Genomic DNA, 26204 nt, shown 5'->3' with positions numbered 1-26204 from the left:
AGCGTACCATTACTGAGGCTAAACATGTAAGGGCGGCACATCGTGTTCGCCCTCACTTGCCAATTGGAGAGTGTTTGTGAAGACGATCGCGATTTTCTACCAGGGACGTAAGCAAGCTTCGTCCGACTTCGCAGCCAAGCTTGTACCCAGCCTGGAAAAGCAGGGACATAGCGTTCGCGCCATTGATATCCATCAAGAAGGCCTCGAATCCGAGGCAGCTTATGATCCCCAGACATTCAAAGGGCTGGACCTGGTTCTGGTACTCGGTGGCGATGGTACTATTGTTCATGCGGCCCGTATGTGCGCCAGCACGGGCGTTCCTATCGTAGGGGTCAATTTCGGACGGGTGGGTTTTCTCACCGAGATGGAACCAGACGACATAGCTACCGACTTACAGCACTATTTGAATGGAGATCCCTCGGTCTGGGTTGATGAGCGCGCCATGCTTAAAGCGGTACTGGAACAGGATGGTCAACGCGAGGATTTCCTGGCATTAAACGATATCGTCATTGCACGCGGCACCTGGCCACGGGTGGTCCAGGTACGCATCTGGGTGGATGATTATTATTATAATACGAGTTATGCCGATGGCATGATTATTTCTACCGCAACCGGCTCGACCGCGTATAATATGGCGGTAGGAGGCCCCCTGCTGCATCCTCAGGTCCAGAGTATGGTCCTGACACCGATTGCAGCACACCTTGCCTCTGATCGCTCACTGATTATCCAACCAGAAGCAACTATCAAGCTACAAATCTTTACTGGCTCTCAAAATGGGGTTTTCTCTGCCGATGGCCAGTTGAACCGTGAGATTAAAGATGGCGCCATTGTGACGGTCCATAAAAGTCAGTACGCCACCCGCTTTCTCAGACGCCGACCACCAACGTACTTTTATCAAATTATCAACGCGAAGTTAAGAAACGATAACCTATCTGCTAACGAAACAAATCATGCTAATTGAGTTAACGATTAAAGATTTCGCAATTATTGATCGCCTGCAACTACGCCTGAACCATAATTTTAATGTGTTTACCGGCGAGACAGGCGCGGGTAAGTCAATCATCATTGATGCAGTCAATGCATTGCTTGGTGGCAAAATTGGCGCTGAATTTGTCCGTGCGGGCACCGAACGCGCTACGGTAGAAGGGGTATTCTCGGTCGAGGCTCTCCCCCAACTCCCCACCGATTGGCTTCCCTTTGAAGAGGGTTCAGCAGCAAATGGTTCTGAGGAATCGCCGCTCCTGAACCTGATAGAGCAAGCGGAGCAAGGCTCAAATTCTGATGCCGCTACGCATAGTGCCGATGCGCTGGTCGCATTGGCTGCCCTTCTGCGCGAATATGATCTGTTCCCGGAAGATGGTCAACTGATCCTTACCCGCGATATTTTTCGTTCCGGTCGTACGGTTGCCCGTATCAACGGGCGTGCGCTCTCCTTGCATATCTTACAGCAGGTCGCGAGCTGGCTGGTGGATATCCATGGTCAGAGCGAGAACATGAGTTTGTTGCGGCCAGATCAGCATATTAATTTCCTGGATCGCTATGCCGAGACGCTCCCCCTGCGCGAACGCCTGGGTGAGAAGGTGGCGGAATGGCGCGATGCACGCAAAAAATTGCACTCGCTGCAACAAAATATCCGGGAGCAGGAGCGGCGTGCCGAGTTTTTGCGCTTTGAAATCGAGGAGATTGAGAAGGCGAATTTGCAGCCCGGCGAGGTTGAGGAACTTGAAGAGGAGCGCAAGATCCTGAATAATGCTGAGCGCTTACGCGAGTTATGCGCCCATATTTATGGCTCAATTCAAGGTTCAGATCTCGGGGGTGATGGCTTTCAGTCCGCATTGGATCAGATTCGCCAGGCCCAACGTTCGTTAAGTGAGCTGACTCGCCTCGATAAATCTATGGAGGAATACGAGGAGACGCTGGCAGGCGCGATTTATCAGTTGGAAGATGTGGCGACCTCGATCAGTAGCTATGAGACCGATATCGAGGATGATCCTAATCGCCTGGCTGAAGTTGAGGAACGCCTGGATCTGATTACGAAGCTGAAACGGAAATATGGTTTCACCATCGAGGAGATCCTGCAAAGGATGGAGGATGATCAGACCGAGCTAGAGACGATCGATAATCGGGATGAGCTGATCTTGCAGTTGCAGCAGCGAGATGGCGTGTTCCGGCGCGAAATTGGTGCGCTGGCACAGGCATTATCAGCGCAACGTACGGTGGCGGCTCAGACGCTGGCGACAGCCATGGAAGAACAACTCAATGATCTGAACATGCGCCGCGCCCGCTTCCAGGTTGAAATGCTCCAGGTACCCGATGAGCAGGGCGTTCCGGTCAGCCTGGATGGTCAGAGCGAACAACACTATAGCTGCGACCTGACCGGCATTGATCGTGTCCAGTTCCTGATCGCGCCAAACCCTGGTGAGCCATTTAAGCCACTGACAAAAATCGCGTCTGGTGGTGAAACGTCTCGCTTGATGCTGGCCTTAAAAACCATCCTGGCAGACGCTGATGCGACCCCAACCTTGATCTTTGACGAGATTGATGCTGGTATCAGTGGTCGTAGTGGACAGGTTGTAGGTGAGAAGCTCTGGCAACTGACCAGGAACCATCAAGTGATCTGTGTCACTCACCTGCCACAAATCGCTGCGTTTGCCGATACCCACTACAATGTAAATAAGCAAATCTTTGATAATCGAACCATGACGATTGTCAACGAACTACGCCCGGAACAGCGGGTCCGCGAAATCGCCCATATCATGGGTGGCAATGCAACGGATATCGCCATGAAGAGCGCAGAAGAGATGCTTGGACGTTCCAATCTCTGGAAAGATAACTGGCGACGCACCAAAAGTCAGCCTGAACAGGCCAGACTCTAACCCTTAGAGCAGAGTAAAGCAGAGCAGAGCAGAAATCGAGTGTCTGGAAGCGAAGCGATAAAGGATTGTTATGCCAACTGTAGCTATTATCGGTGCAGGATTAAGTGGACTTGCTGCGGCCCACACTCTTCAGGATGCAGGCTATACGGTGACACTCTTTGAGAAGAGCCACAGTGTCGGTGGTCGAGCGGCTACGCGCAAGCGGGGCGGCTTTATTTATGACCATGGGGCTCAATATATTAAAGAAGGTACACCGACCAGCCTGGCATGGATTACGCAACGCTTCCGCGCACCCGATCTGCTTGATATCAAAAAACCTGTCTGGACCTTTACGGGAAGCGGCACGATCCAGGAAGGCGACCAGGACCAGAATGCGGAACAGAAGCTGAATTACCGCAGTGGCCTGAATACCCTACCCAAAAAGATGGCCGAGGGACTGACCATCCGCTCCGATACACGCATTGATCGCGTGCAACGCACGAACTCAGGCTGGCAGCTCTTTGACCAGAGCGGCCAGAGCCATACAAACTTTGATCTGCTGGTAATCACTATTCCCTCCCCCCAGGCCAGAGCACTGATCCAGGATAGTATGCTGGACCCTGGTGTACAACAGGCGATCATGCAACACCTTAGCCCCGCAAGCTATAATCCCTTGATCTCAGTCATGCTCGGCTATCATCCCCGCCCACAGACACGGCCGTATTATGCCCTGGTCAATAGCGATAAAAAACATGCTATCTCCTGGCTGGCCTGGGAACATGAGAAGGCAGAGGAACGCGCTCCAGCCAATAGTGGCCTACTCCTGGCCCAGATGGCACCCGACTATAGCCGTGAACACATGGAGAGCAGCGATGCGCTGATTGTGCAGCAGGTAGCACAGCAGGTAGCGACCCTGATTCAAGAAGAGCTGCCCGAACCAGTCTTTAGCGATATCCAGTGCTGGCACTATGCACTGCCAGCCCAAAAAGTCGGGGCCGAACCACTCAACCAACAGACCATTCCATATGGCCTGGCCTTCTGTGGCGACGCCTTTGTCGGTGGCCGCCTCCATCTTGCACTGGAAAATGGCATCACGGTCGCCCAACAACTCATCGCCCACCACTAAACCCCTATGCTTCTACGTTCTACGTCCTACGTTTCTCTCTACGTGATAGCAGGGCTGGCCCCTGCTACCGTTTCATGTATGAAGTATTCCCGTATTGAGGCAAGCACGGCCTCTCTCCGTGAATTGCTTCTCAACCACCCTATAGTACTTCTTTGCCAAGCATGAGTATAGCGATCGTGATACAAGATAAAGCATGCTTTATAATGCACGATATGTCACGTTAGCTCTGTTTCACTTCTTGATACCGTTTCTCTGACCTCATAGCTTAGTCAGAGAGGTACGCCTTTATAAGCAGTGGAAATAAAGAGCGCAGAGCATCAAGAGCCAGAGCAACCACATGCTATTTTTCAAGAAAGAGGTACGTATGAGACGACTCCAGTTCTGGACAAGCATCCTTTTCCTCCTACTCGTTGGCACGCTTAGTGCTTGTGGTGGGGACAGCGGGAGCACCGCATCCAATACGTCTGGTACAAACAGTAGCAATGCCAGCACATCAAAGGATCCCCAGGAAGTACGCATAGTGATGGGAGAGATGTACTTTAAGCTTCCCTTCACCACCTTTAAAGTTGGTCAGCCCTATAAATTCATTATAGTCAATGAGGGAAAGAATCCTCACGAGTTCACTATTGCACCTCCTCGTAAAGCAGGGCAGAACGAAAAAGATGAGGATACAGCATCACTGCTTGATGCCGATCAGATCGCGGGCGGGCAAAGTAAAACGCTTGATGTCTTTACCTTCAAAAAACCCGCTCCGGCGGGCACGCTCGAAATTGAATGTAGTTACTCTGGCCATTACGAAGGTGGCATGCACACACCAATTGTGGTCGAAGCATAAACGAAGAGATTACGCATGGTGCCTTTCTTGAAGGCACCATGTATGGGCAAACGCTCCATCTTGGTGAAAAGGATATGGTAACAGAAATAGCACACGCAGCGGTGCAATCCATCTTGCTATTCCATACCCGATGTGGATTTCGATGTATCTGAAAAGGGCTGGGCGCGATGCGGCGGGCAAAGAGTATGCGCATGTCATACAATAAAAATAAAAGCTACTCTATGGAGATGTTTTATGTTTTCAACATTACCGCAAAATATCCAGGATGAACTCGCTCGCCTGAGCACACGCTATGGGCAGCCCATTGTTGCGTATGCCCGCTTACACACCAATGAGAGCTTTGATCCTGTGAGCAAGAAGGATCGTTATGGTGAGGTCTGCATGGTCATTCGCCGCAAAAATGGTCGCCTGCTCACGATGATCAAGACATTTTATCCTGAGGGGGCGTATCGCCTGCTCACGGGCGGCATTAACCATGGTGAATATGTGCTGGATGCATTGCTGCGCGAGACCCAGGAAGAAACCAGCCTGCAAGTCGAGGTCAAACAATTTCTGGCTGTGGCCGCCTACCACCTGACCGAACAGGATCAGACACCCGTTTTTTATACCTTCGCCTTTCTCCTTGACGAGATCGGTGGTGTCCTGACGGTAGAAGATGAACATGAGCAGGTGGACGATTTCCATGAAATTACGCCAGCCGAACTACTTCCGCTAGCGGACCGTTTAGAGCAGTTGGGAGCAAACTATAGTCCGGATCTTGAGGGTCGCTGGGGTGATTGGGGGCGTTTCAGAGCCGTTATCCATCGCCTGGTCTGGCAAGCCCTGGAAAAGCCTGTACAAGAGCATAGCTAACACCCTATCATCCTTCAGGAGAGCGAGAATGCAACGGCCCTCCAGCGGGGATGCAAGGGGCGGCGAGCCCCTTGACTGGGGGATCGGGGGCTGTGCCCTCGGCATCTCTCCCCTCGCCCGCGTAGCGGGCGCACAACCCATCAAACAAAGTTTGACACAGCGCTAGCCTGATTTACTCATCTTTATCAGCCAACCGTCCTGTTTTTAAGCGTAGCTATGATAGGTATGGTATAATTCTACAAAATGGTTTACCTTCAATCGTGTAGGCGTAACAAGTTAGTCGCCAGCACGATTGCACTTTTCAAGGGACTGATCCAAACAATGAGCAAGAAATATACCAGCACAATTCTTTTGTTTGCTGTTTTTATAGGATTCTTTATCTGGGGTGGCTCGATGCTCTATAGTAGCGTTACTGCATCGGTTAAAGATGGCGAGAGTATCGTCTATGCCGTGATGATCCTTGGCTGCTCACTGGTAGCCCTCGTCGCTATTTTAATGTTACCCAAAAAACGAAATTCGTAAACAAGTAGTTTGCTAGAGACCAGGACACACCGTATGACAGATAATCAACCAACAACGACGTTGGTCATCCGCATGGCCAATCCCGAAGATATCATCCACATCGATCATCTCGACAGCTTCAGTGCATCTCCTACCCGTGATATACACCGCGACATGCACAAGTATTTTGGCTCGGTTGACCCCTCAACACATGAACATACGATTATTTTTTTGATGGAACTCGATGGCGTCATTGTTGCGAAAGCGGAACTGATGCTTCCCCCTATGGATGCCCTGAATCCCATCGGCTATATTAAGCGTGTCATCGCTCATCCCGATCATCGCGGCAAAGGCTATGCTCAGAGTCTGATTGAGCATATCATCATCTATGCTCAGACAGAGCAGAAGCTTGATGCCATTGATCTGCATGTCTGGGATCAAAATACTTCAGCGATTCGACTCTATGAAAAGCTCGGCTTTGAACTGCAACATCGGGAGCTTTATTATCGGCTATCATTATAAGTAACTAGTATAATCAACACAAAAGAGCCAGAAGAGAGCTACACTTCAACACGATTCAAAACAGCATGCAACAAGTTGTGACGAATTTCGTTTTTCCTTCGTCTTAAATCTTGGACCGAGAGAACACGTCTCTGAATCACTTTTAGTTGGACGCTTCGCTCACTCATCTTCTCGGTACTTTGATGGGAGGTAAAGCGCGTCGCCTCACACTCATCTCGTAAATCGTGCACGTATGAATTGATACTTATGCTTTCTAACAACTGCACGCGTTATCCATGAGGCCCAGCGCGAGTATATGGCACTGCAAGCTGTACAAGAACAAGTTCTAAATAAAAAAACAGATAAACAACTTTTTCATTACCGATGGATGCGACACTTTTTTACTGAAGACACATCGCATGCGCAAAGTTCCGTCGTGGAACTGCAACACCGAGCAGCCTGGATCGCGGTAGCTATTCTTTTCCAGGCCTGCAATGAAATTCCATATATTGGGAATGTCAGTGCGCTGATTCCTTTTTTCCTGTTATTGGGGAGTTTCTGGGCTCTGTGGATGGCGTTACGTCCTGGTTCGAAAAAGCTGCAAGAACAGTCATTGCGCCAGACTCAGCAAACGCATTTGTGGAAACGCGTCGTGCTCATTTTGACGTTGCTGGTAACTACTGCTGGCGCGCTCCAATTTAGCCGGGGTGTGATCGCTAGCTTCTCATCTCCCCAGTTCTCAAATGATGGAACGTCGTTGGACACCAATGCCGCCATTTTGCTGGTTCAGGGTCGCAATCCCTATAGTGATTCAAATATCCCCGAGCTGTTCCGCCGTTTTGAGATCAATGCCAACTGGACAACCCCGTTACGCCAGGGACAGTTCGCAGATCGCCTGGATTATCCCAGTATGTCGGAACTGCAATCGATTCTCAATACGTCCCTGAAATCGGGTGATGTGCCAGAATTTGAGGCCAAGGTCAGTTATCCGGCTCTCTCATTCCTGACCCTGGTGCCCTTTGCGCTCTTCCAAAACTATAATGTGCTCCCATTCTACATGCTCTCGTACTTGATGATCATTATACTGGCCTGGCGGGCGGTCCGACCCGAGTTGCGTCCCTGGGTTGTGCTACTGGCGATCGCGAATGTTCCCATGTGGGCCTCAACCATTGGTGGCAATCTGGACATCTTTTATACCCTGCTCCTGATGGTATCCTGGCTCAAGCGAGACCAGCGCTGGGTATCAGCGATCTTCTTTGGTCTGGCCCTGGCCACCAAACAGATTGCCTGGTACTTTGTCCCGTTCTACATGATCATGGCCTTGCAACACTATGGTTGGAAGGATGCCGCCTATCGCCTGGCGATCGCGGGGGGTGTAGGCTTAGCGCTCAACCTGCCCTTTATCATGTGGGACTACCATTCCTGGTTCGCGGGCGTGATGGCCCCGATCGCGGATCCGATGTTCCCAATGGGAGTAGGCCTGATCAGTTTAAGTACCTCCCATCTACTGCCATACTTCCCAACCTGGGTCTATACGGTCCTGGAACTGGGCGGCATGCTGGCAACCTTTGTCTGGTACTGGCGCATCTGCCGCGCGCGACCAGAGGCGGCCATGCTCCTGGCGGTCCTGCCACTCTTCCTGGCGTGGCGTAGCCTCTCATCGTACTTTTACTGCGTTGCCTTTCCGATGTTCGTGCTCTTCTCAGCCCAGGCGAAACCGGCCAGACAGCGCGTCATTGAATACTTGCGCAATCGGGAAACGAGCGGTCGGCGTCTGACATCAACGTTGCATGTCTAGCCCTGATCGACACGTCCACCGACTGGAAGCTCTTGAGAAAGCCCTGATCAATGTTGATAGGCCTTTCTCAGAAGCTCCCTTCTGTAAAGATCATACCGAGAAACACCCCCTCACCACGAAAACCTTCCCTTAACGACCATGCTTGAAGCCCACTCCACGTATGATACGCCCTCTTCACACGCCGTCCCAACCAAAACCGGATTCCCAATCATGACCATGATCAGGAACCTTTACATGGAGCGAGGAGACGGCAACCCGCAAGGGGATTGCCCTACACAAATCGTGTTTCTTATTGCATGATCATATCAAATACGTATTATTTTTACCAATTCAAATTATGACAAAGTACCTGGAAATGATTCATGTAGGGCAATCCCCTTGCGGGTTGCCGTCTCCTCCGCCCACGTGAAGATTCCTGATCACGACCATATCGGGTATGAAATAGCCTTCGTGTTATCTTTCACGGCAGCAAAATGCATGATACCTACGAGCTTCGTCCTGCTCGACTCTTCTAACACTTCGTGGTACAATCGACAGGAAGACCGTTGAAGTGAGGAGTAAAGAGCGACCATGTCATCAAAAAAACAGTCGGATATTCAGCTTTCATCCGAGGAGAATACACAGGTTGAAGCGGTATTCTCCCGTTATCCATCGATAAGCCAACAACTCCATTCCAGCCAGGATCAGACACAAATAGAGGCAGCACTCCAGGAACCATTTTCCTTATCGGAGGCTGCCCAGATCAGTCTGGTCAAGTCGCTGGCAAAAGCCAATACAGTAGATGCGGCTGACATGCTGGTCGCCATCAATGCTTTGAGCCCACAAAAAGAGGTACGCAAAGAGGCTCGACGTGGACTGCTGCGCCTGGAAGGCGCAAAAATTGCTCCTAAATGGGTCGCCCCGACCAGCCAGGCTCCCGCCGTTAAGCTCAGTGTCAGCAATCCCCCGCGTTTCGTGCAGGGCTTTGCCACCCAATCACGCGAAGAAGGCGAGATCCAAGTGGTCCTGAACTGGGAATATGGCTATGACTATGGCGAGGCCCGCATCTGTGGATTTTTGCTTGACTTCTGGAATGATGGCGTCAAAGATTTCTACATGGAGACGGGCACCAAACGACATGTTGAGAATCACGTCAAAGAGATGCGCCAGCAGTTAGCGAATGTCGAACTGGTTTCCTGCTCGCTGGCCGAGGCGAAGCGCCTGATTGATGAGGCGCTCGCCGTCAATGACTGGCATAAAACGCAACCTGCGCAGGATTACCGGACACAATTGCCCCTGCTCCAAAAATTGATCTTCCAGGCTGCCGAGCCGGGCACGGATAATGGTCAAACGTTTGTCACGCCAGAGCTGGAAGAGCAAGAGGTTGTGGCTAATTTCATTGGCGCCTGGTCCTTTGGAGACTATGGCCTGGCCTATGATCTGCTGACCACCAATAGTCCTGCACGCGATAATCTGGATCGTGATGAGTGGGTCACCCTGCATCGCGCCTGGTTTGACGAGGCACATCCTACACGTATGGAACTGGGCTTTATCCATGAAGGAAAACCAAAGCAGAGCGCCATCTGGCTACCCGGCGGACGTACCAGCGCCCAGAACAATACCAAAATATTGGAAGTTGGCTGGTCCGTCGAGCTACTGGAGACGCCGCTCAACGGCACGATTAAAGAGATGCCGATGGGGACCGCCATCAATAAGGAAACCGGTCGCTATTGGTTCTGGAATAACTATACCTTGACCAGAGAGCAAAACGTCTGGCGTATTCAACAGATCGAGGATGAAGGTGCTGCCTTACAGGGTCTTTCCATCAATGAACTGCAAAACCGTATTAAAGAATACGAGGATGCTATTGATGCGGCCATAAAAACATCGGAGAGGGATACAGAGACCTTCATCGAAGAGATGTCCTGGCGGCTAGGTCAGCTCCTCCATTTTGAGGATGCGCTGATCGCTCATTTGCCACTCGATTATACTGCTTATGAAGAGGCATATGGTCGCGCCGTCTTAACCGGCAATCCAGAACGGATCATGGTCTATCTGGATCGGATCGCGCAGCGTTTCCCACAACAGCATCGGGCCGATACGCTACGCCGGCTGGGATCAACCCTGGCCGAGCTGGCCTTTAAGTACGATGAGAGACAGCTTGGTGAGCGCCATCGGCATCTCCTCCAACGGGCCGAAGAGGTCCTACAGGAGGCCGCTACCCTGGATAATAGTACGGCGAGCTATACCTTACTTGGCGAGCTCCTGATGAGCCTGAACCGCAATGACGAGGCGCGCGCAACCTTCTTGAGGAGTCGTGAATTACTGGACAAAAGTAAGCCAGATCCTAAGACAGAGGCCGCTATCGAAGCTGGACTTGGTAATGTGGCTATGCGTCAGCAAAAGGCTGCGGACTCGATACCGCATTATCAACGGGTGGCTGAACTTGATGCTAACTATCCAGGCGTCTGGTTTAGTCTGGGTTTCGCTCATCGTCAACTTGGACAGATGGATCAAGCGGAGTCATATTATCAGCAAGCTCTGGCCCAGGATGATACCGACGTACGTACGTATAGCGAACTGACGGCCATCTATATGCAACGCGCACAGGCAGATAAGGCGAAAATCTTATTACAAGGAGCAATCAGCAAAAACCCAGGAAGCGCCAACCTGCATGCCCTGCTCGCGTCAGTCCTGGCTGAAGCGGGAGATAAACGTCAGGCCGTACAACACTTAGAAGAGGCGGAACGCCTTGATCCAGAATCAGACTTTGTTCCAGCCGTACGCCAACAAATCGCGGGTAGCCGCAAACGAATATAGATAGAAGATAGAGTGCCATTCCTCACCAGGAAACAGGGAAAGGAAAATATTTACCATGGCAGATCAGGATGAACAGAAGATAGTGCTCCACACCGAGGAAAATCTGTTACAACATTATCACGATATTGCCCACCGGCTCAATAGCAGCGAGAGTGTCGCCGATGCAAAGGCCGCCCTTGAGCCCATTCATGTCCAACCGGAAAATATCCAGGTTGACATCTTAAAGCTTTTAGCCAAACAAAATAATAGTGAGGCGGCCGACATCATTCAAGCGGTCTACACCTTGAGCGAGAACAAAGCTATCCGTAAAGAGGCACGCCGCCGCTTGATCCAGCTTGAGGGCAACGATATATACGCCGATTGGACCATCCCAACAGGTCCATCCTTAACTGAGGCGATGACCGATCTCGTAAACTCTGAAAACACAGAGATCGATCCATTTGTGGCCGAGTTGCAGTCACTCTTCGGTCAGGCTGAAGCGCTCATAGAGCAGCCAGACTTTGTGGAACTCCCCAGTAGCTTCTTAGAAGACTGGGCCAATGGCGATCTTGAGGCGGCTCATCAGTACCTCTCCACATCAAGTCCGTTACGTGAAGGACTCTCAGATGATGAGTGGATCACCCGACGCGTCGAGTGGGCAGAAGCGACCGACCCCGAAGACATACAGATTGCCTTTGTCCAACCGGTGGAAGAGGAAAACACCCAGGTCATTGTGGGCTGGTCAATGCGGCTGGGCAACGAGCCGACGACACCCTTCTTACCAGAGCTCACCCAACCCTTGATCACCCTTAAAGAGACCGGACGCCGCTGGTTCTGGAGCCGCTTTACACTCATCCAGGAAAATGATGAGTGGGTGATCCAGGATGTCGCTAATGAGTTCGACACGGTCAACACACTCTCGTCCGATGAAATCAAAGAGCGCATTCAAGAGCTTGATGCACGTATCGGCTCCGAAGAAAAAATCATTGAGTCAGAGCTCGGCGATGATGAGGATGAGGACGAGGACGAGGATTTAGATGCGGACGAGGATGATGAGGAGTTTGATGAGGACGATGAGGACGATGAGGAAGCAGAGTTACAGGAAGCCCTCTTAGCCAATGCGCTTGGTCATATGGGTTCGATGGTCGGACTGATGTCGCAGCTCTTGAACTACTATGACGTGCTGATTGCCCGCGCTCCTGAAGAGAGTGGGGACCTCTACAAAGAAGGCTTCAATATCTCTGGCAGCATCTTTGATGTTGAGCGTGCCACGTATTATACGCAACAACTGGCTGAGAAGGTGCCCGCCGAGCGTGGTGTTGCCTTGCGTAATCTGGCCTTTAGCTATCACTCCCTGGCCGCCAAGTTCCATAATGAAGATCTGCATGAACAAGAAGAGCGCTTTGAAGCCATGGTCGAGCCTACGATCCGTCAGGCCCTGGCCATCGACGAGAGTCCTGAAAATCAGATCTTACTGGCAACCATCCTGATCCAACAGGAAAAGGACCTGGATGAGGCGGAAGAGTATCTGCACAAAGCTCAGCGCGGTCCTTTGAGTCAGGAAGATTCGATCGATGTGGCGATGGGACTGGCAGAACTGGCGATGCAGCGTGAGGACCATGAACTGGCACTGCAGCATTTCTTGAAGCTTGCACATCTGGCACCTGAAGATCCTCAGATCTGGTATCGTATCGGCTACCTGCAACATCAATTGCAACATCTTAAAGAGGCGGCTGAGGCTTTACAGCAAAGCATCCAATTGGATGGCTCGCTAACTGAGGCCTATAGCGAGCTGGCCAGCATCTATCTGGTCCAGGGAGATGAGAAAAAGGCGCGCGAAGTTGCCCGTACTGGACTGGAAGAGAATCCTGAGTCGGCTGATATGTATGCGACCCTGGCTCTGATCTATATGCATAGCGGAGATTTCCGTAGCGCCCATAAGTATCTGACACAGGGTGAGGCCATTGATAGCGATGATGAGTTTTTACAGGAGGCTCGTGAGCGCTACAATATTGAGAGCAAGCAGCAGAAAAAGCAACAGCCACCACGCGGACAGAACAAAAATAAACACAATAAAGCAAAGAAACGATGACGCAAACACACGCACAAGAACGCATAATTACCTATCATACCGTTGTACTGGGCGCGCTCACCAGAGATGGGCACGCGACAGCCGAGATCAGTGAGCAGAATGAGGCAGGCGAGACAAGCACTCGCCTGCTTCAGGTGCCCGCGGGACTTCCCGGCGAGCGGGTGACCATCGCCGTGGAGGCCCCACTCGCACCAAAACCTGGTCGTAAACGCCGCCACTGGAAGCAACGTCCACCACGTGTCTGGATTACCGAGCTGCATGAGACCTCGCCCATGCGCGTGCAAGCCCCCTGTCCCGTCTTTGGGACCTGTGGTGGCTGTCAGCTCCAGCATATGAACTATCCCGCTCAACTGGAATGGAAACGTGAGGTTGTACGCCAACTCCTCAACGAAATTGGCAACTTCGCCGATCCACCATTACTGGATACCGTGGCCTGCGATATTCCCTGGAATTATCGCAACCATATGCGCTTCTCCGTCAATCGTGAAGGTCGGGCCGGCCTGACCGCCCGTGGCACCCATTGGGTCCTACCACTGGCCGAATGTCCCATCGCCCATCCACAGATCAACCTGGCCCTCCAGGTGGTCAACCAGCACATCAATCCTCGCCCACAGGTCCTGATTCGCTGCGCCACCGCCAGCCCACAGATGCTCTTGCAACCCATTCAGAATGAAGAGGTTACGCAGGAATTGACCGAGAAGGGGATCGAGGTCTGTACGGATACGATGGAAGAAGTGCTGGGTGGACAAACCTTCCGCATTCGTCCCAGTTCGTTTTTCCAAACCAATAGTGCGCAGGCTGAGAAGATGGCCAGCATGGTCCTGCAGGGCCTACTGGCAGATCAAGCGCCAGACCAGATCCGTCAAATGACGGTGGTGGATGCCTATTGTGGTGTGGGTACGTTCGCCGCCTTACTGGCTCCCCACGTTGGCAAGGTGATTGCCATCGAAGAATCGGCCAGCGCGATCAAAGACGCCCAGTGGAATATGCGCGATGTTGAACACGTCGAGATACTCAAGGGCAAGGTTGAGGATATGTTGCCAGGCCTTTCAGACCAGATCGATGGCTTTGTGATTGACCCGCCACGCGCGGGCTGTCAACCCATTGTTTTAGATGCCCTGATCCAGCATCCAGTAGCCCGCATCGTCTACGTCTCATGTGACCCATCGACACTGGCGCGGGACCTGAATATCCTTTGTAATGTCAGCCAGGCGTATCGTCTGCGCTCAGTTCAGCCGTTAGATATGTTCCCACAAACCGCCCACATCGAAAATGTAGCCGTATTGGAGCGCGCATCCTTATGACCACGACACAACTTCCCTTATTGCTTGCCTCTGCCTCACCACGGCGGAGGCAGATTCTCGCCAATCTAGGACTCCCCTACGAGGTTACGGTCGCCCCTGGCGATGAAGATGCGGCCCAGGCCCAATATCGTGGACCGGCCGCTGGCATGGCCCAATGGACCGCCTCGTATAAAGCATTGATGATGTTTTCGCGGGCGGAGCTTCCGCAGAATCTGGTGATTACCGCCGATACTACGGTGATATTGGATGATCAAGTGCTGGGCAAACCACGCGATGAGGAGCACGCCCGCGAACTGCTACGCTCACTCCGTGGTCGCTGGCATCGCGTCGTCACCGGCGTCGCTGTGACCGCGTGCCAGAATGGAGAGGTCCATATGCAGGGCGCAAGCTGTAGCACGCCCGTACTCATGCGTCCCTATAGCGATGAAGAGATCGACGCCTATATCGCCACCGGCGATCCCATGGACAAGGCGGGAGCCTACGGTATTCAACACACCAATTTTCGCCCCACCGAAAAAATCGACGGCTGCTATTTCAACGTTGTCGGACTCCCACTCTGCACCTTGGTCCAACTACTCGCCCGCTTCAATGTCCAGCCCGCCAACGCCGGACTCGCCAACGCCGGACTCGCCAATAGCGCCTGCCCATGGTCGGAACAATGCCATATCAACAAGTAACGGCAACCCTCGTGGCTGCGCACGTTCCCTTGCGTCAATAGGTCTGGCATAAGGTCACAGAGGTAGGTGGCCGCAGATGATCATGGAGCGGGGCGTGGCGGAAGGTGCATTCACGGTGTGGGCGGCTCCGCTCGTAAAGGGAGGTGCGCAACCACCAGGGATGCCGCTACCGCTATTATCCTGAAAGATTCAGATATTACTCAAAGCGGACAACCACATCCATCTGGGCAATGTGTTTGTAGATACGGTTCTCGCGTAGCGTGGTGGTAAGATCGAAGAGCAAGAAATCGACTGGTCGCCATAAGATAACCCAGAAGGCGACGTTAAAGCCATCGTTGAGGAAAGTACTGAGAAAGACAGGCAGGACCTCCAGATAACTGAGCAGGAAGAGCCCTATCCCCATAAAGAGGGTGCCAACCACCAGGGCCCGTAACGAATCCTGTTTAAGGGTGGTGGAGGCCTCATGATTTTGCCAGATCTTGAATTCGCAATAACGGCGTAGCGCGCTCTTGATCTTACCCACCAGGTCCGCTTCATTACATTTCGCAGGCAAAACAATGACGATCCGTGTCCTATCAGCCTGACGCAACATCTGCGGCTTGACCTGACTCTTGATCACATCAATGCCCGATAGAAAACGCACCTGAGCCGAAAAAGGATCCTGTTGTGGCAGCACAAACAGCTCATGAATATCATTCAGGTGGACCACAATATCATGTACCTTCAATTCAGCCATACCCCTACTCCCTTCTCCCCATGAGCGCCACCATGCATGTGCTAGCAAAAACCAGCCTTCTATTATTCAATCGACCAGAATAGCCTATTCCGATCTCCCGTGAGCACGTACAATTCCCAATCTATCTTACATCGCGACATTTCGTACCTGACATGGTCATGCTCAGATACTTTTAACGAGGAGCGAGGAGACGGCAAACTCCCTATTTACGATCATGATCCCCCCGTCTCCTCACAACGTAAAAGATAGAACGTAGATTGACAGGTACATACGATAAAGTTGTTAAAAGGTGATCAGTACTAAACGGCTTGTGGGGACCAACAGAAAAAAGAGGTATGGTATAATGCGCGCAAAGATACATAGTTGAGCTCGTATTCACCATCTTATAGAGGGTTGGTTTCTTATCGCGTATGGTACATGTTATCAATAGTATTGCTTTAGAGCCTCAAACCGTAAACAATGTCAATATGACTATCAATATTATCCTTGGTGCTATCGCCATTGCCGCCTCCGTTGTCCTTGGTATTTTGCTGCGGCGCCTGCTGGTCCGTCGTTTACAAAAGACGGTACTGGATAATTGGATTGTACAGACGCTGGGTGCGCTGGTCATTATTGTTCCTGTAATCCTGGGACTGATTGGCGCGATCGCCATTTTTAATGCGTCGTTTGTGGTGGCGGCACTACAACAGAATGTTTTTAAAGATCCTAAGCCTACGATCAATCTCTCCTGGAGCTTGATCCAGACGGCGCTGATCCTGGCGTTGGGCAATGGTATCGCACGCACACTACGCGCCATGATGATGCGCAGCCTGGGCAGTAGCCGCATGGATATCAACATGCGCACCCTGATGGCGCGTGTGCTCTATATCGTCGTACTGAGCATCACCGGCTTCCTGATTCTCTCGGTCTGGAATATTCCAGTTGCCGTCCCGGTGGCGGTCCTGAGTGCGTTCACCGTAGCGATTACGGTCGCCTTCCAGGATATCCTGAAGAACCTGGTGGCTGGCTTCTATATTCTGATGGAGCGCCCCTTTTATATCGGCGATCAGATCAATATCACCTCCGGCATGATTACTTACGTCGGGAAAGTGGAGGATATCCAGTTGCGTGCCACCCTTCTGCGCCTGACAAGCGGCGAGGAGGTCAGTGTGCCCAATCTCTTTATCTTCAGTAATGCGGTCATCAACAATACCCACTTCGGTGAGCGCCGCTCAATCCTGGTATTGACGATGCCACAAGAGGAATTTGATCGTGACGGGACCACTAGCAAGATCTTACTCCTGCTCAAAGAATATCCTGAAGTTATGTCAAAGCCTGAGCCGGCAGTCATGGTTGATGGCTATGAGGATGGGAAGATCTCCTTACAGGCGCGCTTCTGGGTCGCGACCGGACAAATGATTGATATTTCACAGGTCGTGTATGAGCTGCATAATCTTTTCCCGACCGCGAATATTAGCATTAAAGAACCGGTCTAAACTCTATCAGAAACGCTGACCGTATGGTAAAATCCACTCAGCAAACAAAAGGTTGTAACAATTAACGGGGAGCAATAAAGGGATATGCGATCAATTGGCTTAATGGGCGGCACATTTGACCCTATTCACATTGCGCATCTGATCATGGCGGAGGAGGTGCGTGCCGCTTTGAATCTAAGCGAGATGGTCTTTATTCCTGCCGCCGAGCCCCCCCATAAAGCCGGGCGCCATAAGGCTGCTCCGCACCATCGGCTGGCAATGGTTGAACTGGCCATCGCCTCCAATCCCCATTTTAGCATCTCCCTGGTCGAACTGGATCGGCCCGGACCATCTTATCTGGTGGATACACTCCGTCTGCTGCGGAAAGAATGGGGAACAGATGTTGAGCTCTCTTTTGTTATAGGCTGGGATAGCCTTGAGGATTTCCCTGACTGGTATCAGCCCGCTGAGATCTTAGCACAATTAAAGCGTCTGGTGGTTGTACGCCGTCCAGGCTATGAGGAAAATCCCGCCTATGATCAACAGCTAGAGGCACGTCTACCCGGATTACAGCAAAAGGTGTGTCAGATTCCGTTTCCGCAACTGGACATCTCCTCAACCGACATACGCCGCCGTATTGCCGAGCACAGACCGATCAAATATCAAGTACCCGAGGCGGTCGAAGAATATATCCTGACCCACAACCTCTATCAGACAGTAACAGAAAGCCAGTGACCTATGCAACCAATGCGCTTTGAATTAGGAGAACGTCTACGGCTCCGCAAAAAACATCCCTGCGGTAGCTTCGATTGGGCAGTCGTCCGTCTAGGAGCGGATATTGGACTGCGTTGTGAAAAATGTGGTCGCCGTATCCTCCTACCACGGTCCGAGGTTGAACGCAGGGTCAAACAGGTTCTTCCACGCCTCCAACCCACCGAACTTGATCCATTTGACGAGGAATAATAGCCTGGATTGGCAAGTGAAATCGGTGCTCAAACATGAATAAGCACTTGCATCTTCTTGCCAAATCCCTGTATACTCAGCTTTATAGAAGGAATTATTTTGCATGCACTTAAAATGCAATCGTGAATGTCGCTGGCTGGCGGCTAACTTTGCACTCACGCGATTGAAGCGCATGACGTACAAGGATAGAGCATAATATGGCAATCGCCCACTCGAACAAAGGTTTCTTAACGCTCTTAAAAAAGAAGAATTTTCTGCGCCTCTGGCTGGCCCAACTTATCTCGATGACCATCTTCAACGCCACCAACTATGCGTTAATTATGTTGATCCACAGCATTACCGAATCCACATTCATGATCGGACTAGCTGTTATCTGCTTCAGTGTGCCAGCCGTAGTCTTTGGCGCACCGGCCGGTGTCTTTGTGGATCGCATGAATAAGCGCCGTGTGCTCTGGGCCAGTAATTGCCTACGGGCGATTGTGACGATTCTCTTTGCGGTCCTCCTGCTCGCCAATCGCAGCGGCATGCTGGTATTACTCTATTTGTTGACATTTATCACATCATCCATCGGACAATTCTTTACGCCGGCCGAAGGTTCGGCGATTCCGATGCTGGTCGATGAAGATGAGCTCATGCCCGCCCTGTCATTATTTAACATCACCTTCATGGTCTCGCAGGCCGTGGGCTACGTTATATTAGCACCAGTCGCTATCGCTTTGCTGCCAACCATCACCCTGTTTCATATGCAGTTCGACTCCTATTTCCAGCTCTACGGCATCATCGCGCTACTCTATCTCATCTGCGCCGGACTCATCTTATCCATTCCGCAAACGGGCTTTATCCAACGCGACGAGCACAAGCCGGAGCGTATGCCGGATCTCACCAGCCAGACGCTTGGGATTATCCAGAATATGAAAGCCGAGATGCAGCAGGGCTGGAGCTTTATTAGCCAGCGCAAATCGCTGTTACTGGCGGTTATTCAATTATCGTTTGTCGGGGTCTTAATCCTGGTTATCGGGCAGGTCGCAACGCCGATCGTGACCGACCTGTTGCACCTCCCATCTAATCTTATGGCACTGGTCTTTGCGCCCGCCGGAGTTGGCCTGGTACTCGGCTCCATCGCCATGCCAGGACTGGCCCACAGACTGGGCAAACCACGTACCGTCCTGATCGGCAACCTGGGACTGGTACTGGCAACCCTGTTACTACCACTGATCACCCTCTATGCGCAATGGCTAAATCCCAAAGACTGGAACACCAATCCACTGTTGCTCGTAGCAATGGGATCCTGTATGTTTGTCGCCGGTATCGCCCTGGATTTTGTGAATATTCCAGCGCAGACCGCCATGCAAGAGTTAACGCCCGAATGGATCAAAGGCCGTGTGCTGGCCCTCCAACTGGTACTGTATAATGCCTGGTCCATTCCCATTATCCTCTCAATCGGCGCGCTGGCCGACCTGTTACATATTGATCGTGTGCTCTATCTGATGTCGGCCACTATCCTGGTGTTCACTATCTGGAGCATTTATTATGAGCGTAAACATCCATTGGTGGAAAAATTTCAAAAGGGTGAGGAGCCAGACGCTTCATCCGAGCAACCAAAAGAGTTGAGTCACCAACAAACTATTGATTGAGACATAGAAATGTGCGTACAATTCGGACAGAAAGATCATCGAGAACAAAGTAAGGATAGCTAAGAAATGTCACCAGAGACCCGATTGATGGATCAAATTGCTCCCTACCAACCCTGGCTTATTATTGCTGGAGTATTTGTTCTCTTTGCCTTGTTGCGCGTGACGCGCAAGGCTTTGCGCCGACGTGTAGATGAGTTTGGGTATCGTACTATGCGCGAAAAAGGCCTGCTGATCTGGTTCTGGTTGAACGCCCCTGGTGTGATGATCCATGAACTCAGTCATGCCCTGGTCGTCCTGCTCTTCTCGCCCTTTGGCTTCCGTATCACCAGCATCACGCTCTTCCGCATCAAACCTGTCACCCCACGTACGCCAAATGGGCGTGTCATTCGCCGCAATGGCCCCCAATCGCTCCAACTGGGCGAAGTACAGTACGTCCGACCGCAGGGCCGCCTGATGAGCTATATTGGCGACGGCTTCAGTGGTGTGGCTCCCCTCTTCGGCGGCATTGCCATGTTCATTTTCCTGTATTGGGTCGGCACCGGCTACACCATCTGGGATATCCCTTTTGATGTCCTGCATCAACAATGGCAGATCATCCGGCCCGGCTGGCCACTCTGGACCCTGATCTTTGCGCCCTACCTGATTCTCTCAGTGACATCCGAACTCTGGCCCAGCCATCAGGACTGGCATGGGGCACGCTGGTTTGTGGTTGGCATATTCATCATCATCGGCATATTCCTGGCCGCCATCTGGTATGCCCAGCGCCTCAACGAGTTGTTGATCCTGGCAACCTTCATCTCGTCACGCATCGACTTCGCGCTCTGTGTCCTGCTGGCCCTCGACATCGTCTTCCTGGTCATCGCCGAAGGCCTCGTCCGCCTCGTCCGACATTAAGCCCCAGCCTCAATACTTTTCGGTTCTGCATTTTTACGGCGACGAAAGATGCTGTAAAAATGCAGCGAATCGTACGTCGAGTGGACAACGTGATAAGCCGGCGTTACGTACGTGGAGTGAGTGCCACACGCAAGGCCGGCATGCGGCATGATCGAGGGCGATACGTGTAGAAAAGACTTCGCATGCCTGTGGCGCCTACACCGATCTTGTTTCTTCATACATGATTGCTCTGGAGCGTTTTGGTGAGCGATCATAGTCATGGTGAGTGATCTTGCTCATCAAGGGGCGGCAATAATGAGATATTGCCTCACACACGTTCCAACATGATCAGGTAGCATCCACCGTGATTCGTGTAGGCGCCACAGCACTGCGAGTCGTTCATGCACGTCGGCCCACGAAAACCTAGCAGTGCGGCCTCGCGTGTGGCGCTCACTCGACGTACGCTCGGCTGGCTCATGAAGTCACTACACGGACACGATGTCGCGTCATGGAGCCTGGGACATTCCTCTTTCCCTTAACAGAAAAATATTGCCCCTAGGAGCTCCACACTTTTGGATGGTTACCAGTCAAATTTGTCGATTAAGAAGGTGCGGCTATAATGGAGCAGGATCGGACTACCATGAGGACAGACAGCGGGCGCGGCGACGCTGGATAGGGCTTTGAGCAGGCTTCTTTGCTCGCCGGCACTGAGCTCACGGCCACGGCGTAAGGCGGAGTTGCAGGCGAGGCCGATCAGGAGATGATCCTGCCAATCGGTACTGTCTTCAGCGGCGATCTCGGCCAATTCTTGCAGGTGGTTGGCGAGCTGTTCGCTGCCCTCGGCAGCAGGTACAGAACGAATCACAAAGCTACGGCCCCCGAAGCGCTCACACTCAATGCCCAGGCCACGCAACATAGGCAGGCGCTGCTCCAGCAACTCGGCTTCAAAGCGCTTCATTTCAATAATCACTGGCTCCAACAGAAGATGAGAACTCACCTCCTGATCCTCAGCTCTGGTACCCGCATAAGTACTGCGCAGGTGCTCATAGATCACGCGCTCATGGGCCCGATGTTGGTCGATCAGATATAGACTCCCGTCGGTGGATTCAGCCAGAATCAGGGCTTGTTGTAACTGGGCCAGCGGTTGGAGCTGAGCGATAACTTCTGCGGTACCAGGGGGAGCGGATTCAGCTCGATAGCCTTCAGCTGATTCAGCGACATGCAACCCACGGCGCCGTGGCCCAGGCAGCCGACGTTGCGTAGCCAGGACAGGTCCAGGAAACTGCACAGCTTCTGGCAGGGCCGGACTCCGTTCCAGCACAGCTTTGACGGCCTGGGTGATCGCCTCAGTAATGATCGCCTCTTGTAGCAAATGAACTTCCGTTTTGGCCGGATGGACATTGACATCTAATTCATGAGGTGGAACCTCAATCGCCAGCACAAGGAGAGGATGCTTGCCCTTAGGGAGCAAGCTACGGTAGCCACGCTCCAGTGCATCCTGTAGAGTACGCGACTGCACCCAGCGTCCATTCACAAAGAGGTTGATATACTGGCGACTCCCTTGAGCCAGCACACGGTTACCAATATAACCACGCAGCACATAATGCTGCCCATCACTAGCCTGGATCTCCTGAACCATCTCATCCAGGGCAAGATGATACAGCTCGGTCAGGGTCGTCGCCAGATCACCGCTTCCACTGGTCTGTACCGCCATATGTTCATCAAGTGCCAGCGAGAAGCGCACGCCCGCATAGCCCAACGCATAGCGCCGTACCAGTTGCACGATATGACCATTCTCCGTACGGGCCGCCCGTGTATAGCTCAGACGCGCCGGCACATTATAGAAGAGGTCAGTCACCGTCACGGTCGTACCCTCGGGCCGTGCGCGCAGCCCACGCTCTTCAAGCTTTCCTCCCCGCCATGTGGCCCAGGAGGCTGGCTCTTCATCACTGGTACCGCGTACCCGGCTCTGAATGGTCACCTCGGCAACCGTCGCGATACTGGCCAATGCCTCACCACGAAATCCTAGCGTCGCTAAATGGTCAAGATCCTCAAAGGCGACAATTTTACTGGTCGTATGTCGTATACACACGGCAGCTAATTCACTGGCGGGAATCCCATAGCCATCATCAATCACACGGATCAGGCGTAGTCCACCACCACGCACCTCAATACGGATATCCTGTGCGCCCGCATCCAGTGCGTTTTCCAGCAATTCCTTGACCACAGAAACTGGCCGCTCAATCACCTCACCAGCCGCGATCCGCTCCGCGACCGCATCCGGTAAAGCGTGCAGCGGACTACGCACAAAGGCTGGCCGTTCAATTAACGCATGCAAAAACTGGCTCATCTATGCAAAATATTCTTTTTCTTCTGTAATAAAGACAACAGGTTCAGCGCATCCAATGGCGTGATCGCCTGGACATCAATCTCATCCAGAGAGGGCTGATGACCATTCTGCTCGACAGACTCAGCCATGCGGCGGGCCGCCTCGCTCTGCCAATACACATGGGGGACGTGTCCATTTCCCGTTGCGTAACTGCTATCCCCCACCTCAGCGATCCTGGATTCTCGTACACCATGGCTATCGATGCTGTAAGCAATATGCTCCCCGTCTCGACTGGTCTCTAGCTGCGCGAGGACGGTCTCGGCACGCTGTACAATTGAATCGGGCATACCGGCTAATCTGGCGACATGGACCCCAAAGCTGCGTTCAGCACACCCAGGTACCACACGATGCAGAAAGACGATCCCCTGGGATTCATCTTCACTGATGGCAACGGTATAGACACGTAAATGGGCTAATTCGGTGGCCAGGGCCGCTAACTCATGGTAATGGGTCGCGAAGAGTGTACGCGCCAGCACAGTGCTGTGTAGATGCTCTACCACCGCACGAGCAATGGCCAGTCCATCATAGGTGCTGGTGCCACGTCCAATCTCATCCAGAATAATCAGACTGTGGCTGGTCGCATGGTTGATGATCGTAGCGGTCTCCTCCATCTCGACCATAAAAGTACTCTTGCCGGAAGCAATATCATCCTCGGCACCTACACGGGTAAAAATACGGTCCACCAGGCCAATCTGAGCCTTACGGGCCGGCACAAAGCTCCCGATCTGGGCCAGTAAAGCGATCAAGGCCACCTGACGCAAATAGGTGGATTTACCAGCCATATTTGGACCGGTCAACAGCACAATCCGCTCCCCATCAGTAGCCTCCAGATGGGTATCATTCGGAATAAAGATATCGCCATCCAGGGTATATTCAACCACTGGATGCCGGCCACCAATAATCTCCAGCCGATGTCCCTGCTCCAAAACCGGACGGACATAGCCTTGATGGGCCGCCACTTCGGCCAGGCTCAATAAAACATCTATCCTGGCCACAGCCGTCGCGGTAGTCATAAGTTGAGGATAAAATACAGCGATCTGGCGCAACACATCGGCATAGATACTGCGCTCCAACCCCTCAATATTCTCGACCGCGCTTAAAATACGCGCCTCATGTTCCTTTAACTCGGGAGTAATAAAGCGCTCGGCATTGACCAGTGTCTGCTTGCGCATATAATCATCGGGCACCAGTTTAAGATTAGCATTGCTGACTTCAATATAGTAGCCAAATACCTTATTAAAGCCGACCCTCAAAGCCTTGATCCCCGTACGCTGGCGCTCACGTGTCTCCAGCGAGATCATCCAGCGCCGCGAATCACGGATCGAGTTGAACAGTTCATCCAACTCGGCATGATAGCCCGGACGAATCAGCCGGCCATTATCGCCTTCATCCTGTTCTTCATCCGGCCGGATCAGAGCGCGTTGGATCAGTTCACTTACCTGCGGACACGGATCAAGCTCGCTGGCGATCGTTAGCAGTTGCTCGGCCTCGCAGCTTTGCAAGAGATCGCGTAACGTCGGCAACTCCGCCAGATAATCGCGCAACCCCAGCACCTCATTCCGTACCGCCGTCCCCTGCCGAATCCTACCCGAGACGCGCTCCAGATCACCCAACTCCTGTAAAGACATCGTAAAGCGGCGCCGAATAGCCGGACTCTCATAGAGTTCTTCGATACTCTCAAGGCGTCCATTCAGCTCAAATAAATCCAGGAGCGGCTGAGTAATGGTACGGCGTAAGTGCCGCGCCCCCATCGGCGTAATCGTACGATCCAGCACACCCAGCAAACTCCCCTGGAGTGAGCCACTACGGGTTCCCTGTAATAACTCCAGGTTGCGCTGCGTATGGGCATCCAATACCATAAAATGTTTCGTACTATACGAGTTCAGTGCAGTCAGGAGCGTCAGGAGCGCGCTATTCATCTTTTCAACATACGCGATAATAGCTCCGGCCGCAGCAATCGCCTGAGGCTCATTGGCACAGCCATAGGCCTCCAATGATTGCACGCCAAATTGCCGACACAGACGCGTCTGGGCCGCCTCCTGTTGATAAAAATACGCGGGACAATGTGTGATCGTCACATTTTTAGAGGGAAATTGATAGGCTTCGGCATGGCCACCCTCAACCAGCAGACACTCAACAGGCGATAGGCGCTGCAACTCGGCATCCAGAGCCACCGGTAACTCATCAGGAGTAAACCAGGTCACCTGAAATTCGCCCGTACTGACATCCACCGAGGCCAGACCGGTCTGTGTGCGACCAGGAGCAATAGAGACAAGATAATTATTCTGGCGTACCGGTAATAGATTCGGTTCAGAGAGCGTACCCGCCGTCAAAATACGCGTCACCGCCCGCTCCACCACATCGCGCCCCTTCTGAACTTCCCCCACCTGCTCGCAAATCACCACTTTATACCCGCGCTGGATCAACTTGCCCACATAATTATCCAAAGCATGTTTAGGAATACCCGCCAGCGGGACCCGCTCCTTACTCTTACTATAGCTACGCGTCGTACGCACAATCTGGAGCTCACGGGCAGTAATATACGCATCTTCATCAAATGTCTCAAAAAAATCCCCCACCTGATACATCAAAATCGCATCGGGAAATTGTTGTTTGAATTCAAGATATTGTTTGCGGGCAGGACTCGGACTGGACATGGGCAAGCACCCCTCTACATCAGGCAAAGATAGACGCTAAATTTTCTATTGAACGTCTGTACATTACCGCATTCTTTTCAGGTTGTCAAAAAGTGGTACTGTTTATACAGCAACACGTGCTAGATATGTCTCAAGATGAGTAGAGGGTCTGAACAGGTCCAGGAAGACAAGACTGGCCA

21 protein-coding genes are annotated in these 26204 nt (G+C 52.2%); 18 read left to right on the top strand and 3 right to left on the bottom strand.

The features are described 5' to 3' along the window. Window positions 1–76 precede the first annotated feature (76 nt). The 13 genes from EL633_RS15930 to EL633_RS15875 all read left to right on the top strand — a co-directional run bounded on the left by EL633_RS15930 (window position 77) and on the right by EL633_RS15875 (window position 15319). Window positions 77–961 carry an NAD(+)/NADH kinase gene (locus EL633_RS15930; RefSeq protein ID WP_161982180.1) on the top strand — a complete coding sequence of 295 codons (885 nt, stop codon included), beginning with the start codon at window positions 77–79 and terminating at the stop codon, window positions 959–961. Continuing rightward, the gene (gene recN, locus EL633_RS15925; RefSeq protein WP_126628127.1) at window positions 951–2876 is read left to right on the top strand and encodes a DNA repair protein RecN; all 1926 of its coding nucleotides are present in this window, start codon (window positions 951–953) and stop codon (window positions 2874–2876) included. Before EL633_RS15930 ends, recN begins: the two co-directional genes overlap by 11 nt. Before the next feature lie 70 nt (window positions 2877–2946). Next, window positions 2947–3981: an NAD(P)/FAD-dependent oxidoreductase gene (locus EL633_RS15920; RefSeq protein ID WP_126628126.1), complete on the top strand. Its 1035-nt coding sequence runs from the start codon at window positions 2947–2949 to the stop codon at window positions 3979–3981. A 364-nt stretch (window positions 3982–4345) separates the two neighbouring features. After that, complete coding sequence (locus EL633_RS15915; protein WP_126628125.1) at window positions 4346–4816, top strand: cupredoxin domain-containing protein; 471 nt, start codon at window positions 4346–4348, stop codon at window positions 4814–4816. Window positions 4817–5050: 234 nt separating this feature from the next. Next, a complete protein-coding gene (locus tag EL633_RS15910; protein WP_126628124.1) occupies window positions 5051–5668 on the top strand; it encodes an NUDIX hydrolase in 618 nt (205 codons plus the stop codon). Between the two features lie 28 nt (window positions 5669–5696). Then, a complete protein-coding gene (locus EL633_RS36560; RefSeq protein ID WP_161982179.1) occupies window positions 5697–5834 on the top strand; it encodes a hypothetical protein in 138 nt (45 codons plus the stop codon). A gap of 155 nt (window positions 5835–5989) precedes the next feature. After that, window positions 5990–6190 carry a hypothetical protein gene (locus EL633_RS15905; RefSeq protein WP_126628123.1) on the top strand — a complete coding sequence of 67 codons (201 nt, stop codon included), beginning with the start codon at window positions 5990–5992 and terminating at the stop codon, window positions 6188–6190. Window positions 6191–6223: 33 nt separating this feature from the next. Next, window positions 6224–6691 carry a GNAT family N-acetyltransferase gene (locus EL633_RS15900; protein WP_126628122.1) on the top strand — a complete coding sequence of 156 codons (468 nt, stop codon included), beginning with the start codon at window positions 6224–6226 and terminating at the stop codon, window positions 6689–6691. Window positions 6692–7106: 415 nt separating this feature from the next. Next, complete coding sequence (locus EL633_RS15895; RefSeq protein WP_161982178.1) at window positions 7107–8468, top strand: glycosyltransferase family 87 protein; 1362 nt, start codon at window positions 7107–7109, stop codon at window positions 8466–8468. A gap of 570 nt (window positions 8469–9038) precedes the next feature. Beyond that, window positions 9039–11267: a tetratricopeptide repeat protein gene (locus EL633_RS15890; RefSeq protein WP_126628120.1), complete on the top strand. Its 2229-nt coding sequence runs from the start codon at window positions 9039–9041 to the stop codon at window positions 11265–11267. A 55-nt stretch (window positions 11268–11322) separates the two neighbouring features. Continuing rightward, window positions 11323–13338 carry a tetratricopeptide repeat protein gene (locus tag EL633_RS15885; protein ID WP_126628119.1) on the top strand — a complete coding sequence of 672 codons (2016 nt, stop codon included), beginning with the start codon at window positions 11323–11325 and terminating at the stop codon, window positions 13336–13338. Then, window positions 13335–14642 carry a class I SAM-dependent RNA methyltransferase gene (locus tag EL633_RS15880; protein ID WP_126628118.1) on the top strand — a complete coding sequence of 436 codons (1308 nt, stop codon included), beginning with the start codon at window positions 13335–13337 and terminating at the stop codon, window positions 14640–14642. The genes EL633_RS15885 and EL633_RS15880 overlap by 4 nt, the downstream gene beginning before the upstream one ends. After that, window positions 14639–15319 carry a Maf family protein gene (locus EL633_RS15875; protein ID WP_126628117.1) on the top strand — a complete coding sequence of 227 codons (681 nt, stop codon included), beginning with the start codon at window positions 14639–14641 and terminating at the stop codon, window positions 15317–15319. Before EL633_RS15880 ends, EL633_RS15875 begins: the two co-directional genes overlap by 4 nt. Before the next feature lie 196 nt (window positions 15320–15515). On the opposite strand, the gene EL633_RS15870 is transcribed toward EL633_RS15875, so the two are convergent. Further along, window positions 15516–16055, bottom strand: coding sequence for a hypothetical protein (locus EL633_RS15870; RefSeq protein WP_126628116.1), 540 nt, complete (start codon window positions 16053–16055; stop codon window positions 15516–15518). A gap of 467 nt (window positions 16056–16522) precedes the next feature. Between EL633_RS15870 and EL633_RS15865 the strand changes: the two genes are divergently transcribed. From EL633_RS15865 to EL633_RS15845, 5 genes are all read left to right on the top strand, one after another. After that, complete coding sequence (locus tag EL633_RS15865) at window positions 16523–17530, top strand: mechanosensitive ion channel family protein (protein ID WP_161982177.1); 1008 nt, start codon at window positions 16523–16525, stop codon at window positions 17528–17530. Between the two features lie 84 nt (window positions 17531–17614). Next, window positions 17615–18244: a nicotinate-nucleotide adenylyltransferase gene (nadD, locus tag EL633_RS15860; RefSeq protein WP_126628114.1), complete on the top strand. Its 630-nt coding sequence runs from the start codon at window positions 17615–17617 to the stop codon at window positions 18242–18244. A gap of 3 nt (window positions 18245–18247) precedes the next feature. Further along, on the top strand, window positions 18248–18472 hold the full coding sequence (locus EL633_RS15855; RefSeq protein WP_126628113.1) for a DUF951 domain-containing protein: 225 nt from the start codon (window positions 18248–18250) through the stop codon (window positions 18470–18472). Window positions 18473–18669: 197 nt separating this feature from the next. Beyond that, window positions 18670–20106 (top strand): MFS transporter, encoded by a 1437-nt coding sequence (locus EL633_RS15850; RefSeq protein WP_126628112.1) that lies wholly within the window; start codon window positions 18670–18672, stop codon window positions 20104–20106. Window positions 20107–20172: 66 nt separating this feature from the next. Then, on the top strand, window positions 20173–21000 hold the full coding sequence (locus EL633_RS15845) for a hypothetical protein (protein WP_126628111.1): 828 nt from the start codon (window positions 20173–20175) through the stop codon (window positions 20998–21000). Window positions 21001–21559: 559 nt separating this feature from the next. Here EL633_RS15845 and mutL read toward each other — a convergent pair. Beyond that, window positions 21560–23329, bottom strand: coding sequence for a DNA mismatch repair endonuclease MutL (gene mutL, locus EL633_RS15840; RefSeq protein WP_126628110.1), 1770 nt, complete (start codon window positions 23327–23329; stop codon window positions 21560–21562). Beyond that, window positions 23326–26025, bottom strand: a complete 2700-nt coding sequence (gene mutS / locus EL633_RS15835; protein ID WP_126628109.1) for a DNA mismatch repair protein MutS — start codon at window positions 26023–26025, stop codon at window positions 23326–23328. The genes mutL and mutS overlap by 4 nt, the downstream gene beginning before the upstream one ends. Window positions 26026–26204: the final 179 nt, after the last annotated feature.

The organism is Dictyobacter alpinus (assembly GCF_003967575.1).
GTDB lineage: Bacteria > Chloroflexota > Ktedonobacteria > Ktedonobacterales > Ktedonobacteraceae > Dictyobacter > Dictyobacter alpinus.
The sequence above is the reverse complement of the archived record's forward strand: the minus strand, read 5'-3'. Positions and strand labels throughout refer to the sequence as shown.